This is a genomic window from Paenibacillus sp. FSL H8-0261, assembly GCF_045040645.1.
Lineage (GTDB): Bacteria > Bacillota > Bacilli > Paenibacillales > Paenibacillaceae > Paenibacillus_AQ.
Map to the genome: position 1 here is coordinate 5,264,604 of NZ_CP150297.1, position 17,266 is coordinate 5,281,869.

Annotated in this window: 13 protein-coding genes; all 13 read right to left on the bottom strand. The window is 46.7% G+C overall.

Annotated features, from left to right (window positions below):
* Positions 1 to 20: 20 nt before the first annotated feature.
* Entirely contained in the window at positions 21 to 743 is a 723-nt protein-coding gene (gene sigE, locus MHI27_RS23490) for an RNA polymerase sporulation sigma factor SigE (protein ID WP_028530613.1), read from the bottom strand.
* A gap of 91 nt (positions 744 to 834) precedes the next feature.
* Positions 835 to 1,782 carry a sigma-E processing peptidase SpoIIGA gene (gene spoIIGA / locus MHI27_RS23495; RefSeq protein WP_042194361.1) on the bottom strand — a complete coding sequence of 316 codons (948 nt, stop codon included), beginning with the start codon at positions 1,780 to 1,782 and terminating at the stop codon, positions 835 to 837.
* A 641-nt stretch (positions 1,783 to 2,423) separates the two neighbouring features.
* Entirely contained in the window at positions 2,424 to 3,545 is a 1,122-nt protein-coding gene (ftsZ, locus tag MHI27_RS23500; protein ID WP_076284759.1) for a cell division protein FtsZ, read from the bottom strand.
* Between the two features lie 61 nt (positions 3,546 to 3,606).
* On the bottom strand, positions 3,607 to 4,869 hold the full coding sequence (gene ftsA, locus MHI27_RS23505; RefSeq protein ID WP_042190844.1) for a cell division protein FtsA: 1,263 nt from the start codon (positions 4,867 to 4,869) through the stop codon (positions 3,607 to 3,609).
* Between the two features lie 344 nt (positions 4,870 to 5,213).
* On the bottom strand, positions 5,214 to 5,984 hold the full coding sequence (locus MHI27_RS23510) for a cell division protein FtsQ/DivIB (protein WP_042190846.1): 771 nt from the start codon (positions 5,982 to 5,984) through the stop codon (positions 5,214 to 5,216).
* 63 nt (positions 5,985 to 6,047) lie between these two features.
* Positions 6,048 to 7,331: a UDP-N-acetylglucosamine 1-carboxyvinyltransferase gene (gene murA / locus MHI27_RS23515; RefSeq protein ID WP_042190848.1), complete on the bottom strand. Its 1,284-nt coding sequence runs from the start codon at positions 7,329 to 7,331 to the stop codon at positions 6,048 to 6,050.
* 308 nt (positions 7,332 to 7,639) lie between these two features.
* Positions 7,640 to 8,752: an undecaprenyldiphospho-muramoylpentapeptide beta-N-acetylglucosaminyltransferase gene (gene murG / locus MHI27_RS23520; RefSeq protein WP_042190850.1), complete on the bottom strand. Its 1,113-nt coding sequence runs from the start codon at positions 8,750 to 8,752 to the stop codon at positions 7,640 to 7,642.
* 5 nt (positions 8,753 to 8,757) lie between these two features.
* On the bottom strand, positions 8,758 to 9,855 hold the full coding sequence (gene spoVE / locus MHI27_RS23525) for a stage V sporulation protein E (RefSeq protein ID WP_042130238.1): 1,098 nt from the start codon (positions 9,853 to 9,855) through the stop codon (positions 8,758 to 8,760).
* A gap of 54 nt (positions 9,856 to 9,909) precedes the next feature.
* The gene (gene murD / locus MHI27_RS23530) at positions 9,910 to 11,331 is read right to left on the bottom strand and encodes a UDP-N-acetylmuramoyl-L-alanine--D-glutamate ligase (RefSeq protein WP_149647593.1); all 1,422 of its coding nucleotides are present in this window, start codon (positions 11,329 to 11,331) and stop codon (positions 9,910 to 9,912) included.
* A 3-nt stretch (positions 11,332 to 11,334) separates the two neighbouring features.
* Positions 11,335 to 12,300 (bottom strand): phospho-N-acetylmuramoyl-pentapeptide-transferase, encoded by a 966-nt coding sequence (gene mraY / locus MHI27_RS23535; protein WP_042190854.1) that lies wholly within the window; start codon positions 12,298 to 12,300, stop codon positions 11,335 to 11,337.
* A 21-nt stretch (positions 12,301 to 12,321) separates the two neighbouring features.
* The gene (gene murF / locus MHI27_RS23540) at positions 12,322 to 13,725 is read right to left on the bottom strand and encodes a UDP-N-acetylmuramoyl-tripeptide--D-alanyl-D-alanine ligase (protein WP_341060295.1); all 1,404 of its coding nucleotides are present in this window, start codon (positions 13,723 to 13,725) and stop codon (positions 12,322 to 12,324) included.
* Positions 13,725 to 15,212, bottom strand: coding sequence for a UDP-N-acetylmuramoyl-L-alanyl-D-glutamate--2,6-diaminopimelate ligase (locus MHI27_RS23545; protein WP_339243128.1), 1,488 nt, complete (start codon positions 15,210 to 15,212; stop codon positions 13,725 to 13,727). The genes murF and MHI27_RS23545 overlap by 1 nt, the downstream gene beginning before the upstream one ends.
* A 55-nt stretch (positions 15,213 to 15,267) precedes the next feature.
* Positions 15,268 to 17,193 (bottom strand): stage V sporulation protein D, encoded by a 1,926-nt coding sequence (locus MHI27_RS23550; protein WP_042190860.1) that lies wholly within the window; start codon positions 17,191 to 17,193, stop codon positions 15,268 to 15,270.
* Positions 17,194 to 17,266: the final 73 nt, after the last annotated feature.

The following is a 17,266-nucleotide window of genomic DNA, read 5'->3' on the forward strand; positions in this document are numbered from 1 at the left end:
TATTCCTTGCTAATTTCACCTTACACCATCTTGTTAAACTCCTTACGCAGCCGCTTAATAATTCGTTTCTCCAGACGAGAGATGTAAGATTGGGAAATGCCGAGCAGATCCGCCACATCTTTTTGTGTCTTTTCTTCGCCCCCACGCAGTCCGAAACGCAGCTCCATAATGAGTCTTTCCCGTTCGCTCAGCTTTTCCAGCGCCTTTTGCAGCAGCTTGCGGTCGACCTGTTCTTCAATGTTCCGATAGATGGTATCATTTTCCGTCCCTAAAACATCTGAGAGCAGCAACTCATTACCATCCCAATCGATATTAAGAGGCTCATCAAAAGAAACCTCACTCCGTGTCTTGCTATTACGCCGCAGATACATCAAAATTTCATTCTCTATGCAACGTGATGCATATGTTGCTAGTTTTATTTTTTTCTCGGGATCAAAAGTGTTAACCGCCTTAATTAATCCGATAGCCCCTATCGAAACCAGGTCTTCAATATTGATTCCGGTATTCTCAAATTTACGAGCAATATACACTACGAGGCGCAGGTTACGCTCAATCAGCATCGCACGAACAGCAGCATCGCCGCTAGATAGCCGCTGAAGCAGATACTCTTCTTCTTCCCGTGTCAGCGGTGGAGGTAGAGCCTCGCTCCCGCCGATATAATAGATTTCCTGACTCTTCAGCCCCAGTAGAAACAGCATGCGGTAATATTGCAGCTGCAGAGCAATTTTCCATTTGACCATTATTGTTCCTCCTCCAAGAAGTACACGGTTAGCGTATGAAGCTTTTAATTCCCGCTTTCAGCCATCAGAAGTTTGGTTCAGCTAGCTTTAAAGATTAGGAAGGTAGTGCTGCATCAGTGGCGCTCTCTTTTTGAGTTAAATCCGGATGTATGACCGCCCGATAGGCTCCATCTCCTGAGAGTGTCCCGCCATCCAGCCCAATTAAGACTCTTTTACTATAAAAGATATCTTCACCGAGCTTTATCGTCACAAGGTCTGGCTTCAGTGCGAGCATAAATGATGCCCCTCGGTTAATCCCCCTGTAAGGTACTAGTCGCATCCTATCCTGCCAAGCAAACGACTGCCCGTCCGTTTCTAGCAAAAGTCTGTCCGCACCATCCTGAGTGAGTCTCCCTTTCCATGCAGCAGGCAGATGCCCCTCCCAGAGCGTCGATTCCATCACCATCACCGGTATGCGGGTCAAAGGATCACAGAGACGATTACCTGTGTCTAGCAGGCCAGGACAGGAAACACTTACACCATCAATTTCAACAACCACCTCACCGATATAGGTTTCAAGCTGCTCCCTTCTGATTCGTGAAGAATGCACTGCCTTGAAGCAGATTAACACCAGGGGGAATACTGCAATGACAAACCAAAAGCCGATCTTTAAGCCGTAGGCATGCCCTCCTGAAGCAGTGAACATAATACCATTCCAAATGTCGCTGGAGCTCTGCAGCAAATAGTGAATACCAACAATTCCACCTGCGGCTGCAAAATTGATAATATAGAAAGCTCCCATAGTGCGAAGGTAGCTTTGCAGACTCCCAAAACCAAAGGCAATCCATAACATAACCACCGACAATCCAAACTTGATAAGGAAGGTATACATGAAAGACAGCTCCGGTACAAACATCATCACTACATACAGTGCGCCAACGAGAGCTGAGAGGATTAAACGCCACCATGAGATTCTCAGCTTAACCATCCAGCCTGTCAGCCACAAAAGAATTCCGTCGATCACTAGATTGGCGGCGAATATCAAGTCAATATAAACAACCAGTTCATTCACCTGCTTAATGGCGGAATCTATCCTCTAGCCAAATTGGATCAGGCTCTGTTTTTGGACGATATGATTAGTATAGAAAGTCTCGCATTCAAAGTCTGTCTAAACTTGGGGGGCATTCTTACGGTTTTTTTGTCGAGTTATAGCGCGTGGGGATTTATTCCTTCTTTATGGAATTTCTTATATCTTTTATTCACTGCGTCATTCGCTCCATCATTCGCTGGATCATTTAATGGAATAGAGGAATCCTGCAAATATACAACTTTTTGTGCAAAACTCCGCTTCATGAAGTCCAAAAACTGCAAATATACAGGATTATCCTCACTTTTGGCTAGAAATCTTTATTTGGCGCAGGAATTACTGCAGATTCGCAGGAATCAACGCTTCAACCATCTACTTATTATTAAATACTGTATTTTTGCAGGATTATCCGATGGTTAATGGTTGCCGCTTTCCGCTCTCCGACTACCAGTTACCACCTACTGTAACTACTTAGTCAACCATCACCCCCTTGGAGCTACACAGTGCCGTTCATAGTCTTGCTTGATCCTTATTACATTTACGCAAAAAAACACCGTACCGCTATAGCTAATCAGCTAAGCGATACGGTGTTCTCGTATAATCTTGATTCTATTTAATTAGTCGTTGTTGCCCCGAGTACGATTACGCAGGAACGTCGGAATATCGAGCTGGTCAGAAGAACTCTGATTGCCGAAAGGACGTAAATTAGCTGAACTCTTATCCGGTGCTGCCGCAGGCTCGTTATTCGTCGAGACCGGACGACGTCCTGGAGTTTCAGGCAATGGTTTATGTTCAAAGCCAGTAGCAATTACTGTTACTTTGATATCATCCTTCAGGCCTTCATCAATAATCGCACCAAAGATCATATTCACTTCAGGATCAGAGGCAGATGTAACGATCTCAGCCGCTTCATTAACTTCATATAGAGAGAGGTTGGATCCTCCCGTAATGTTCATGATTACGCCGCGGGCGCCTTCAATAGACGTTTCCAAGAGTGGGCTCATGATGGCTTTACGTGCTGCTTCAGACGCACGGTTCTCACCATTTGCAATACCAATACCCATAAGCGCTGAACCGCGCTCTGTCATGATCGTCTTTACATCCGCAAAGTCAAGGTTAATCAGACCAGGAACCTTAATTAGGTCAGAGATACCTTGAACAGCCTGCCGGAGAACATTATCTGCTTCACGGAAAGCTTCCAACATCGGTGTTTTCTTATCAACGATCTCAAGCAAACGGTCATTTGGAATGACGATTAGCGTGTCGACTTTTTCTTTCAAAGCTTCGATTCCAAGCATTGCCTGGTTATAACGTTTTCTTCCTTCAAAAGTGAACGGGCGAGTAACTACCCCCACAGTCAAGGCTCCACATTCTCTAGCAATCTCAGCTATAACTGGTGCTGCACCTGTTCCTGTACCGCCACCCATCCCTGCAGTAACAAACACCATATCTGCGCCCTTAAGGGTATTAGAGATCAAGTCACGGGATTCTTCCGCTGCTTTCTTACCGACTTCAGGATTAGCTCCTGCACCCAACCCGCGGGTCAGCTTGTCCCCGATTTGCAGCTTGTGCTCCGATTTGGCCATATGCAACGCTTGGGCGTCTGTATTAACCGTAATAAATTCTACACCCTGAACGCCATTTTCAATCATCCGGTTGACAGCATTACTACCTCCGCCGCCTACGCCGATGACTTTTATTTGCGCCAAGCTCTCCATTTCAAAATCAAATTCTAACATATTGTTCCATCTCCCCCTCAATGTGCTTGGATGGCCGGTCCAAGTATATCTGGACTTACACTTATATAAACTCGCTGAACATGTTCTTTAGACGCTCGACAAACCCGGTCTTCTGAACCGTTTCCTGATTTGGAGTGGCGTTCTGCTTACTCCGGTTGACCGTCTTTTTGTTGCTGCTTCCACCACTGCTTCTTCCACGGAAGCTACGGACAACATTATGCAGGATACCAACACCTCCGGTAAACCCAGGGTCCCGTACACCGATATAATCCGGTACAGCGATGCGTACAGATGCAGCCAGTTCAGTCTGAGCCGCCTTTAATACGCCAGGCATCGAAACAGTTCCACCCGTTAATATATAACCTCCAGGTAGTTCACTGTAACCAAGCCGTTTCACTTCCTGTTTAATCAGATGGAAGATTTCTTGCACCCGTGGTTCGATAATTGCCGCTAAATCCTCTTGGTTAAATTCCTTCTCTACATTACTGCCAATGCGCAGCACCTTGAAGACAACGTCAGAGGCTGCATCGTCAATCCATGCGCAACCATACTTTAGCTTTACTTTCTCCGCTTGATCAGTAAGTGTACGTAGTCCGTATGCAATGTCATTAGTTACAAATTCTCCGCCGATCGGAATCGTAGAGGTTGCACAAAGGGAACTTTCTTCGTATATGGCTATCGTTGTCGACCCGGCCCCGATATCAACCAGAACAGATCCCATCGATTTCTCGTCTTTGGACAGCGCCAATCCACCAGCACCAAGAGACATCAGCACAAGATCCTTCACTTTCAGCCCTGATTTCTCAACACATCGTAGTAGATTATGTATTGGCGTCTTAGCACCCGTAATGATGGTTGCGTCCACTTCTAGACGAACACCAATCATCCCGCGCGGGTCCTGAATACCTTCGAGACCATCGACGATAAATTGTTTAGGAACAACATCAATCACTTCTCGCTCCGGAGGCATAGCGATGACTTCCGCAGCTTTAATAACGCGATCGATATCATCCTCACCGATTTCACGATCCTCATTCTGAACGGCCACGACACCGTGGCTGGATTGCAGGCCAATATGATTACCGGAAATGCCTACATAAACTTCTGATATTTGAATACCCACCATTTGCTCTGCATGATCTATAGCACTTTTGATCGATTGCACAGTTTGGTCGATATCTACAATCGCGCCTTTACGTATTCCTTCCGAATCAGCAGATCCAACGCCAATAATATTAAAGGTTCCATTGGTAACTTCCCCAATTATTGCCCGAACTTTGGATGTACCGATGTCCAAACTAACAATGATGTCATTGTTGCTCAAGTCCTATGGCACCTCCTGTTATAATCGAAATAATTTGCATAATCTTATCCCGGTCCCGGGAAACTTCTCTGTACATATTCAACATACCTAACCCTTTCCCTCTTTTTTCTACAAATTTTTTGAACGGAATAATATTCCAACATCCCTAAATGTGATTAGTTACTCATAATTTTTTATAAGAATGATAATTATCACAAGAAATATATACCTATTTGGTTATTACTAACCATATAAAAGATTATATTTCAAAAAAATCGAAGAAAAAAGAGGGATATAGCTTCTTGCCCGTAACTCCGATTGTAGCATTTTTTGAACTCTATTAGTAGGGACTATTTACCTCTACTCTACTCTTGCACATCTTTTTGCTCATCGCCCTTTTGCTCCTCACTTTCGACCTGAAAAGGAACATACGAGTCGGCTTCAAGCATCGTGATAAGTCCAGGCTCCTTTGTCTCTATTACCTGATTCAAGTATGACACTTTGCTCTTCAATAAAGAGATGGAAGTGATCACCTCGAAACGGGATCTAGTATAGAGCTTGATACGATCCGGAAATGACAAGGTTGGCGAGGGAACAATCTCAGAGATATCACTTGTCAATTCATTAGAAATGCTTCCAAGCGTTTGGCATAGGATAGCCTTATTAGGATCAGCTGGATCCCAGTTGGTTAATATAGGTTTCTCTACAGCAATACCAGTCTCATTAACAGTCACCGCTGCTCCACTCGACAGAATCGCCTTCAAGATGCCGCCCTGTTCCAGTTCATAGGCCACCGCAGGGAACTCTTCAATCTTCACTGTGATTACCCCGGGGAAATCCTTCTTTACGGCCACAGCCTTAACCGTCTTAAGCTCCAGCAAAGATTGTTCCACAGACTTCGTAGAAACGGCAAAGAATTGTCCACCTATATGAATTCCACTTTGCGAGAGTAATTCCTCACTAGTAGAATACTTGCTTCCCTGAAAATCTATCACTGTAATGTGACTAATAGACGATCTGAAAAAAATCACAGCAAGAAGCGCAGTGAACAGTAGCAGCAGGATCGCCGTAATCTTCCGGCTCATTTTTTTCTTAGGCTTGTCCTCTTTAAGAAGAGGTAATCGGGTTGTTGTCATTCTCATATCTCCGTAATAAGGCCCTGTCTCCTTCCTTGGTAGAACTGAAGGAGACAGGGAGCTTTAATTGGCCAAATCAAGTGGATCCGGTACGGGTACCTTGCGGCTTATGCGCGCGCCAAGCTTCTGAAACAGCTTCTCTATTCCATCATACCCGCGGTCAATATGGTGTGCTTGCTCAACGACTGTAGTCCCTTGTGCAGCAAGCCCAGCAATAACCAGAGCCGCACCCGCACGCAAGTCAGTAGCTTCCACAGTAGCACCATACAATCTCTGAACGCCGCGAATAAACGCACGATTCAAATCAATAGAAATATCAGCGCCCATCCGCGCCATTTCTTCAACATGCTTGAATCGTCCCTCAAACACCGTCTCCTTGATTACACTGAAACCATCAGCGAGAGACAACAGCACCATGACCTGAGATTGCAGATCGGTTGGGAAAGAAGGATAAGGAGAAGTCACAATTCTCTCAACAGCACGTGGACGCCCCATACAACTGATATTAATTATATCATTGCACACTGTGATTTGAACACCAGCCCGCTTGAGCACATGAATAAGCGAAGTCAGATGCCCCGCATTGGCATGTGTCAAAGTCACATTCCCTCGTGTAGCTGCCGCAGCAATCATTACGGTTCCAGCCACAATCCGATCAGGTATCACCTCGTACGTACAGGGATATAGGTTTTTCACCCCTTGAATTGTGATGGTGTCCGTACCTGCACCGATAATCTGAGCACCCATGCTATTTAGAAATTGCTGTAGGTCCTGTATCTCCGGCTCTCTCGCTGCCCCCGATATTGTTGTTGTTCCCTCTGCCTTTGCGGCAGCCATCATAATATTCTCCGTTGCTCCTACACTTGGATAGTCGAGATGAATATCACTCCCTATAAGCTTAGAACCCCGACAGAATATTCTTCCGTTGCTCTCCTCGATCTCCGCCCCTAACGCCTTAAGTCCCTGTAGATGAAGATCGATTTTACGCTCTCCGATCGCACAGCCCCCAGGCTGATAGATCGTTACCTCTCCAAATCTGGATAACAGCGGTCCCATTAGAAAAATGGAAGATCTCATCTGCCGCATTAAATCCTCAGGGATATGAGATGTCCCGACGGCAGACGTATCTATCGTCACCGTATCCTCTTGATGCACGCACCTGCAGCCCAGCCGATCTAGGATGTCTAGCATAGTCTCGATGTCCAGCAGCTTCGGCACATTATGCAGTGAGTGAACTCCTTCGGCCAGCAGGCTTGCCGCTAGAATCGGCAGCGCCGCATTTTTTGCTCCATGGATACGAATGGTGCCTGACAGGGGACTTCCACCCTCAATCACCAATTTGTCCAATGTATCACCTCCGAGATTACCGCTCACCCACCACAAACACTTCCGTTACAAGCTCATATGAAATGTACAAGTATAAACGTCTTCGGCGTCCTTTAGAAGGACGATAAGCGTTTAAGCGAGAAATATAAGGATAATGTATAACGTGAAACTTATACTTTCTTATATTTCAAGAATATCCTGCACTACATCTCAGGTTTGGAAGTGTCCTGGGTGATTGTCACGATTATAGGATTATCCTATGTTCGTTCCTCCAAGTGTGTGACAGAGAGCTGCCAATAAGGAAAACCCGTATGGAAAACGATGATATCTTAAGACTTCTTACCCGCAAGTCTTCGGAGCTCGCTTGTGATTACTGCCGCAGAATCTCTTTTGCCGAGTCGTTTGGAGGCCACGGACATCTGCTCACGCACGGCTTCAGTTCCGATGATTTTTTGAACCGCCTCATATAGTGCCGTGCCGTTTAAATCTTTCTCAAGCAGCACCACAGCAGCACCTTCACGTTCCAACTGTCTTGCATTCGCCTCCTGATGGTTATTCGTCACATTAGGAGATGGAATGAGTACAGAGGGAATACCCAGCGCTGTAATCTCAGCGAGAAAAGAGGCTCCCGCCCGATTAACGATCAAGGAGGTACAAGCCAACACCTCTGGCATATTATGAACGTAAGGAAGGACATGCAACCAGTTTGGTATGCTACCCAGCTTTTGACGCAATTCCGCCCGAGTCTCTTCGAAATAAGGTTCACCTGTAACATACACATAATGAACACCATTACCCTTACCCACTTTAGGGGCCATTTCAATCATGGCTCTATTAATAGCCTTAGCTCCCTGACTGCCACCAACCACCAAAACAACAGTACTGCCATCCGAAATCCCCAGCGATGCGAATCCTCGTTGCGGACTTGCTGTAGTAACTGTTGTGGCACGTGGATTGCCAGTATAGATCACATTTTTGCTGCCCGGAAAAGAGGACTCTGTTCCTTCAAAGCTAACGGCGACTGTACTCGCATACCGACTCAGAAAGCGATTGGTTAGACCTGGTATGGCATTTTGTTCATGGATCAAAGTAGGGATGCCCAACCGGGATGCAGCATAAACGACTGGACCACACACATAACCGCCTGTTCCAATCACAACATCTGGTTTGAATTCTCTTAACATTTCTTTGGAAGCCTTAACACCCTTCAAGAAACGCATCACGGTCTTGACATTGTCTATGGATAGCTTGCGCCGAAAACCAGTGATGTCGATAGATTTGAAAGGGATATTCTCTTGAGGAACAAGCTTGCTCTCTAAGCCACGCGTTCCACCAATATACAGGAAGGTAGATTTGCTATCTTCCAACTCCATTTGCCTAGCAACAGCGACCGCAGGATAGATATGTCCACCCGTGCCTCCGCCGCTTAATACGATACGCATCTCTTTCACCTCGCAAAACGGGATAAGTTCAATAGAATGCCAAGGGATGTTAGCATCAGTGTAAGTGAAGATCCGCCATAGCTAATCAGAGGAAGCGTGATGCCCGTTACAGGCATTAGACCAATAACAACACCAATATTAATAATGACTTGCACAGCCACCATACAGACGATGCCAACGGCCAGATAGCTCCCAAAACGGTCAGGCAGACTCATCGCCACCTTCATCCCGCGCCAGATTAGAATAAGAAATAGGATCAACACAGCCAAACCACCGATAAACCCCAGCTCCTCGGCCAATATAGAAAAAATAAAATCTGTTTGTGGCTCAGGTACATAGCTGTACTTCTGCCGACTCATTCCTAATCCAAGGCCACCGAGCCCACCAGGACCAATCGCATATAACGACTGAATGATCTGGTAGCCTGCACCAAGGGGGTCGGACCAAGGATCAAGAAAAGCGGTAATCCGCTGCAACCGGTAAGGCGCTGCTGCAATCAAAGCAACAAACCCTGCCGCACCAGCTACTCCAAGTGAAAGTAAATGCTTCATTCTAGCCCCTGCTGTGAAGACCATCATCAAGGCTGCACCAAACATGACGGTACCTGTACCCAAATCCGGCTGGAGCATGATCAGCGCGAAAGCTGACCCAATAAGCGCAAGTGGTGGGAGCAAGCCGCGTGTGAAGGAAGTGATGTCGTATTCCTCTTTTCCTAGCCAATTGGCTAAGAATAGAATCATACCCATCTTCATGAATTCGGAAGGCTGGATCCCGAAGGAGCTAATTCCTAGCCAGCTGCGCGCTCCCCCGCGTACTACACCAATACCAGGGATAAGCACAATAACAAGTAAGAAAAAGCAGATCAGAAGTGCCGGCTTAGCCAGCTTTTTCAGCACCCTGTAATCGGTATTCGCCGTAACGAACATTGCGACTAGTCCTAGTCCTGCAAACAAAAGCTGTCTTTTTACAAAGTAAAACGAATCTCCATAATTGCGGAAGCCCAGAACGGACCCGGCGCTGTATACCATCACCATGCCGATCACCAGCAAAGATAGAATAGGAATCAGCAACCAAATATCGGGAGCATGACGAGTTTTGTTCATCAGGAGCACACCTCTTGCATCCGTAGTAGGGATGGGGCTTATCCACCCCCCTACTTAAAGGTTATGCACCGCCTCTTTAAAAATACGCCCGCGCTCTTCATAGGATGTAAACATATCCCAACTTGCACAGGCAGGAGACAAAAGAACGATATCTCCTTCTTCCGCCAGAGCGGAAGCTTCCTGCACAGCTTGCTCAAGCACGGCAGCGGCACTCTCCCCATTATCGACGGAGATAATCTGCTTTAATCCTGCAAGCTGCGCTACATTCGTTAGCTTGTCCTTAGTTTCCCCTAACGCCACTAGCGCTTTAACACGTCCGCTCAGGACAGGCAGCAGTTCCAAATAATCGGAACCACGGTCTAATCCACCAGCGATCAGCACTACAGGGCGCTCAAAGGACGTTAATGCCATAATCGTCGCTTTGGAGTTTGTTGCTTTGGAGTTATTATAATAAGTGGCTCCAGCCTTATCAGCCACATACTCCAGCCGGTGCTCCACACCGCGAAATGAAGCAAGCACTTCACCCAATAAAGAGGGGTCAGCTCCAGCAGCAATGGCAATTCCACATGCAGCCAGTGCATTTCCCACGTTGAACCGTCCCGGAATGCTAATGGAATCTACATCAGCAATGATTGTTTCTTGGTCTGCAGATTCGCGATAGATGATGCGGCGCTTCAGATCGTCATCTTGACCCGTAATATAGGATGGGCTAACAAACACACCATGAGTGAGCTCCTCGGACATAGAGAACGGAAGAATAGTAGCTTTCATATACGGAACAAGTTCCCGGCAAAAAGGATCGTCCCAGTTCAGCACAGCCGTATCCGTATCTACTTGATTGGCGAACAGCTTTGCTTTGGAATCGACATAATCCTTCATGCTCCCATGATAATCCAGGTGGGTCTCCGCAATATTCAACAAACAACCTATTTTGGGGCGGAAAGTCTCCGTACCTTTGAGCTGGAAGCTGCTGAGTTCGACCACCATCCAGTTATCCTCTGTAGCTTCTTGCGCAGCCTCACAGAGAGGCGTGCCAATGTTACCTGCAACAATCGGATTCATACCTGCAGCGTCCAGCATTTGACCTACCCAGGTCGTCGTTGTCGTCTTGCCATTGGATCCCGTGATGCCAATCATCGGCGCTGCACAAAGACGGTAAGCAACCTCTACCTCTGTAACTACTTCAATGCCAAGCTCAAGAGCCTTTTGCACAGGAGGCGCAGAATAAGGAATGCCTGGATTCTTAATGACCAGACTTACACCTTCATGAATCAGTCCATCCGGATGCCCACCGCTTATAACACAAATTCCCAAAGATTCCAATTCGGAAGCTTCGGGACTTTGATCTCTTTCCTTTTTATCGTTCACCGTAACTACAGCGCCTCGATCATGCAGCACTTTAGCAACCTGGACACCGCTTTTTGCAAGCCCAAGAACCACAACTTCTTCACCACGATACATATCTGGATGTTTCATTCGCTACAACCCCTTGCTAATAAATAGTCCAACAGCGGCTAATATCAAGCTTACCGCCCAGAACGAAATTACCACACGCCATTCCGACCAGCCACCAAGTTCAAAATGATGGTGAATCGGGCTCATTCTGAATACACGTTTGCCACGGGTTTTGAAAGAAACCACCTGTATCACGACAGATAACATTTCCACCACAAACACACCGCCAATAATTAAAAACAGCAGTTCGCTCTTTGTGACAATCGCAATCGCACCTATCGCGCCGCCAATACCAAATGAACCGGTATCTCCCATGAACACCTTAGCTGGATGGGCATTAAAGACCAGAAATCCAAGAACGGCCCCGATCATTGCCGCTGCACACACGCCAGCCGCAATTGACGTAGCCTGCATCGCTACAACAGCATAAGCGGCCAAAGCAATAGCACTTACTCCAGACAGCAAACCATCTACTCCATCGGTAAAGTTAACAGCATTCGTTACTGCCATCATCATAATAATAATGAATGGATAGTAGAAAAAGCCGCCCCAGTCAAAGCTGAAATCAGTACCCGGAACGCTGATACTTGTGCTATGTCCTGCAGAAATCAGCAGACCGCACATCACAGCACCTACCAACAGCTGCCCGAACAATTTTTGACGCGCCGTAAGACCCAAAGAACGCTTGAATACGATTTTGATATAATCATCCAAAAATCCGATCAGTCCAAAACCAAGCGTAGCCACTAGTAGTACGTAGAAATCGTTATTCACCACGGAAAATTTCAGATAAGCCAATGTAAAAGCCACGATGATTACGATACCGCCCATCGTCGGCGTTCCCGCTTTCTTTAAATGGGATTGCGGTCCGTCATCTCGCACCTGCTGTCCGAATTTCATCCTGCGCAGTAGCGGAATGAAGAGCGGAGCGGCAATGACCGCAAGGATAAAGGAAACAGCAATAGTCAATAACAATAGTTGATAATCCATGGGTGCACCCCCTCCATTTTTTTAGGTCTCTTTAATCTCTTTATTAAGGCTCTGAAGCACTTCCTCAAGCCTCATCCCTCTAGATCCTTTGAATAGTACAATATCCTTGGAGCTGCTTTTCTCGATAAGGACGGCTGTTAATTCTGACTTATCCGTAAAAGCCAGCACACGCTCGTTTCCGAATCTTTCCTTTGCAGCTTCTGCAATATGGACTGACAATGGACCATAGGTATATACAAAATCAGTCACTGCGGGGTCTAGGTAGTAGCCAATTTCTTTATGAAACTGTATCTCATCCGGCCCAAGTTCCAGCATGTCCCCCAGTACTGCGATTTTTTTGCCACTGCATTTCATAGTTTGAAGCACATCAATGGCCGCCTTCATAGAAGTCGGACTGGCATTATAAGCATCATTCAAAAGTGTAAGCCCGGAAGAAGTCCGAATCACTTCAATCCGCATGCCCGTCAACTTAAGATTACTTAACCCATTCTCTACATTTTGTTCTGTAATTCCAAAATGGCGAGCAACCGCTAGTGCAGCCAACGCGTTAACAACGTTATGCTGGCCTGGCAGCGGTAATGTAAAAGCATGTTCCTTATGAAGGCTTGACGTAAACGTCATACCACCACTATGGGACATCATCCCAGTCGGATAATCATCATTATCTCCGTTCAGGCCGAAACGGAAGGACACCATCCCCTCCGGAGCCTCAAAAGTGGACTCTTGCATTACCTCAGTCAGCAGCGGTTCATCACCGTTATAAATTAGCAGTCCATCTGGCTTTAGCCCTTCAACTATTTCCAGCTTGGCACGGGCGATTTCTTTGCGGGATCCCAGTTGCAGCAGATGTGACTCACCTACATTAGTAATGACTGCAACATCTGGTGCAGCCAAAGAAGCCAGCAGAGCAATTTCTCCCCGCGAGCTCATACCCATTTCAAGCACTGCAATCTCTGTATCCTCAGCCATGGATAGAATCGTGAGCGGAAGACCAATATGATTATTGAAGTTTCCTTCTGTCTTGTGCACCTTGTACTGCGTTTCGAGCAAGGCCATAATGATATCTTTTGTCGTTGTTTTGCCATTACTGCCCGTAACTGCGACAACCTTCGGAGCGACCTCATTTAAATACGCAGCGGACAGCTTCTGAAGCGCCTCTAGCGTATCTTCAACAATTATGACTCCGCCACCCTCAGGCGCAGGACCTTTATCACGCTGCCATAAGGTCCCTGCAGCACCAGCAGCCATAGCTGTAGCTGCATAATGATGACCGTCAAATTTGTCTCCCGTTAGAGGAACAAACAGGCAACCTGTAGTTATCTTACGGGAGTCAGTAACGACGCCCGTAAGTGGTATATTCATAGCTTCGGCAGCAGGAAGTTCCCCTGCGCACATCACAGCAATTTGTCCCAGTGTTCTTGTAATCAATAGCTTCGACCCCTTATAACTTCTTTAGCGACGATGCGGTCATCGAAATCGTGAACCACTCCGCCAATCAGTTGATAGGTCTCATGACCTTTCCCCGCAATCAATACTACATCGCCAGAGCTTGCCATTTCAATAGCCTTCCCAATTGCTTCTCGGCGATCAACAATCATATGATACCGGTCAGAGGTGACTCCATCCTCTACTAGTCCTGCTTCTATATCCTTCAGAATTAGCCCAGGGTCCTCCGTCCGAGGGTTGTCAGAGGTTACGAATATCATGTCGCTATATTTTGCAGCTATCTTACCCATTAAAGGACGTTTCGTGCGGTCTCTGTCTCCTCCGCAGCCAAACACAGTAAGCACTTTACCTGTAGCAAATTCGCAGACCGTTCTTAATACATTTTCCAGCCCGTCTGGTGTATGTGCATAGTCAACGATAACGGCATATTCTTGCCCCTCATCTACTGACTCTACCCGTCCAGCTACCCCATCAATCGCCTCAAGACTAGTCTTGATATCTGACAGTGACACATCCTCCAACAACGCTGCCGTAATCGCCGCAAGTGCATTATAGACATTGAACTTACCAACCATACGAAGCGAAATGTCCGTCTCACCCTTAAACGTATCTACATGGAAAAAAGTTCCTTTTGCAGTGATCGAGATTTGCGAAGCTCGGACATTAGCGTTGTTATCAATGCCATATGTAATCACTTCCGCTGCAGTTTGGGTTGCAAAATAGTGGCTCGCCTCATCATCAGCATTAAGCACCGCATATTTGCGTTCTTCTTTCCAAGGAGAGATCACATTTCCTAGTCTAGAGAAGAATAGACCTTTAACCGCCCGATACTCCTCCATTGTATGATGATAATCCAGATGATCCTGGGTTAAGTTCGTAAATATTGCTGTACGGAAGTCCGCACCCTTCACACGTCCTTGCTGAAGCGCATGGGAGGAGACTTCCATGACGCAACATTCCACACCTTTGGAGGCCATATCATGAAGCGAGCGCTGCAGATCTAGCGATTCTGGAGTGGTCCCTGACATAGGGTAGCTTTTGCCGTCATAGCGCATTTGAATGGTCCCAATCAGACCCGTCTTCATATTCTGGTCTTGCATAATTCGCTCAATAAGATAAGTCGTAGTTGTCTTCCCGTTTGTACCCGTAACCCCGATCATTCTCATTCGGCTGCTAGGTGAGCCAAAGAATGCATTCGACATGACAGACATCGCAAAACGGCAGTCATCCACAACGATCTGTGGGATATCAAGCTCTAGCTTATGCTCACATACGATAGCAGATGCTCCAGAGGCTACGGCTTGCGGCGCAAATTTATGTCCATCTACAGTGTGACCCGGTAAACAGATAAACAGATCACCCGGACTTACACGGCGGGAATCCGTCTGAAGATCAGTAATCTCCACCTCCCCGTCCCCATATAGACGCGAAGTGGCAAGACAAGCAGATAATTCATTAACTTTCATAGTAATCCCTCACTCTACATTTTCGGATACAAACTGAACCCTTATACCTTTATCATTATTCACTAGAAGCTCCCATATAAATCCTGATGGTTGAGCCCTGTTCTACTCTTGCCCCAGCTTTCGGAGCCTGATTGATGACCGTATTGCCAGAGCCTGAACGCGCCAGATTAAAATTCATATTTAAATCCTCATAGATATCTTGTACGGTTGCACCTGTAAGGTCAGGCACGGTCACAATCGGAGTTTCACCATACTTATAAGTTTTTGGAAGCTGATCACTGCGCTCAGGAACCTTCATATAGTGCAGCGAGTCTTCCAAAATATTTTGCACGATTGGAGCTGCAACTACACCCCCAAATTGAATCCCTTTCGGATTATCCACTGCAGTGTAGACAACGATCTGCGGATCATCCGCCGGCGCAAAGCCAATAAAAGAAACAATGTGCTCTGTCGGAGAATAACGTCCATTTATAACCTTCTGTGCAGTACCCGTCTTGCCACCTACACGATAGCCGTCGATAAAAGCCGGCCGTCCCGTGCCTTTGGCAACCACGCTCTCAAGTGCTGCCCGCACCTTCTTGGATGTCTCCTCCGAAATGACCTGCCGCACAAGCTCAGGCTTCACCTCTGATACAGTCTCTCCCGTTTCCGGATTAACCCATGATTTTGTTACATGTGGTTTATAGAGATTGCCACCATTGATAGCCGCGGATACCGCAGCAATCTGCTGGATAGGTGTAACCGAGACCCCTTGGCCGAAGGCCGTAGTCGAAAGCTCCACCGGACCAACTTGACTAAGCTTGAACAGAATCCCATTAGATTCTCCGTTTAGATCAATTCCTGTTTTGCTGCCGAAACCAAAATCACGAATATATTTGAAGAGGGTTTCTTTGCCCAGCCGTTGCCCAAGAGCAACAAAACCAGGGTTACAGGAGTTCTCAACCACCTGAAGGAAGGTTTGGCTGCCATGGCCGCCTTTTTTCCAACAGCGCAGCTTCGCACCCGCCACTTCGATAAACCCAGGATCATAGAAATGATCATTTTGCAGGTCTACCTTACCTTCTTGCAGTGCTGCAGCAAGTGTGATGATTTTGAACGTCGAACCAGGCTCGTAGGTCATCCAAATGGGCAAATTCCGATTATAGATCTGCGGATCATATTCCTTATATAAACCCGGTTCATAACCCGGTCTACTAGCCATGGCCAGAATTTCACCATTCTTCGGATTCATCGCTATAGCCCAAGCACCCTGCGCCTGATATTTTACCATAGCTTGATCCAGCTCACGTTCCATAATGGATTGAATCTGTTTATCAATCGTCAATTGCAGATTAAGTCCATCCTGAGGGGCAGAATATTTCTCCGATGATCCAGGCATGAGTCTTCCACCTGCGTCAGACAAATACGAAATATTGCCTGCTATTCCTTTAAGTAAATTATCGTATATGTTCTCGACCCCGGTAATTCCTTGGTTATCAATACCTGTAAAGCCTAGTATATGCGCGGCAAGATCGCCGTACGGATAATATCTTTTGCTATCCTCAGCGACAACGATGCCCGGCAACTGCAAATCACGGATGCTCGCGGCAAGTTCCATCGTAATTTTGCGGCCGCCGGGCTGTAGTTTCACCGACATTGATTTTTTAGTCAGCAAGCTCATCAGCTTCTCCTCGGTCATCCCAAGCAGAGGCGCCAATTGCTGCGCTGTCTTTTGCTTCTCCTTCACCTGCACAGGCACCGCATAAACCGTAGGCGTACTGATATTATAGGCCAGCGGTATACCTTCACGATCCAAAATTTCACCACGCTTGGCTGTAAAAGGAATATTGCGGCGCAAGGAATCTTCTACCTTGTCACTTAATTTCTCGCCTTGGGATAATTGCACATAAGCAAGACGCACGACCAGCGAACCGAATAACACTGCCAGTCCCAGCAGCGTCCACAACATTCTCCGCCGTGTTACGACCTTCGAAACTTTCATTCCGTTCTCCCCCGCTTTCACCTATAGACATGAGCTCTTATCTTCATGACTATTCGGGACAAACAGGGGTTAG

Coding starts and splice junctions, on each gene's coding strand:
- MHI27_RS23550 (WP_042190860.1), bottom strand. CDS start 17,193: ATGAAAGTTTCGAAGGTCGTAACACGGCGGAGAATGTTGTGGACGCTG.
- spoVE (WP_042130238.1), bottom strand. CDS start 9,855: ATGAACAAAACTCGTCATGCTCCCGATATTTGGTTGCTGATTCCTATT.
- MHI27_RS23510 (WP_042190846.1), bottom strand. CDS start 5,984: ATGACAACAACCCGATTACCTCTTCTTAAAGAGGACAAGCCTAAGAAA.
- murG (WP_042190850.1), bottom strand. CDS start 8,752: ATGCGTATCGTATTAAGCGGCGGAGGCACGGGTGGACATATCTATCCT.
- MHI27_RS23545 (WP_339243128.1), bottom strand. CDS start 15,212: ATGAAAGTTAATGAATTATCTGCTTGTCTTGCCACTTCGCGTCTATAT.
- murD (WP_149647593.1), bottom strand. CDS start 11,331: ATGAAACATCCAGATATGTATCGTGGTGAAGAAGTTGTGGTTCTTGGG.
- mraY (WP_042190854.1), bottom strand. CDS start 12,300: ATGGATTATCAACTATTGTTATTGACTATTGCTGTTTCCTTTATCCTT.
- ftsZ (WP_076284759.1), bottom strand. CDS start 3,545: ATGTTAGAATTTGATTTTGAAATGGAGAGCTTGGCGCAAATAAAAGTC.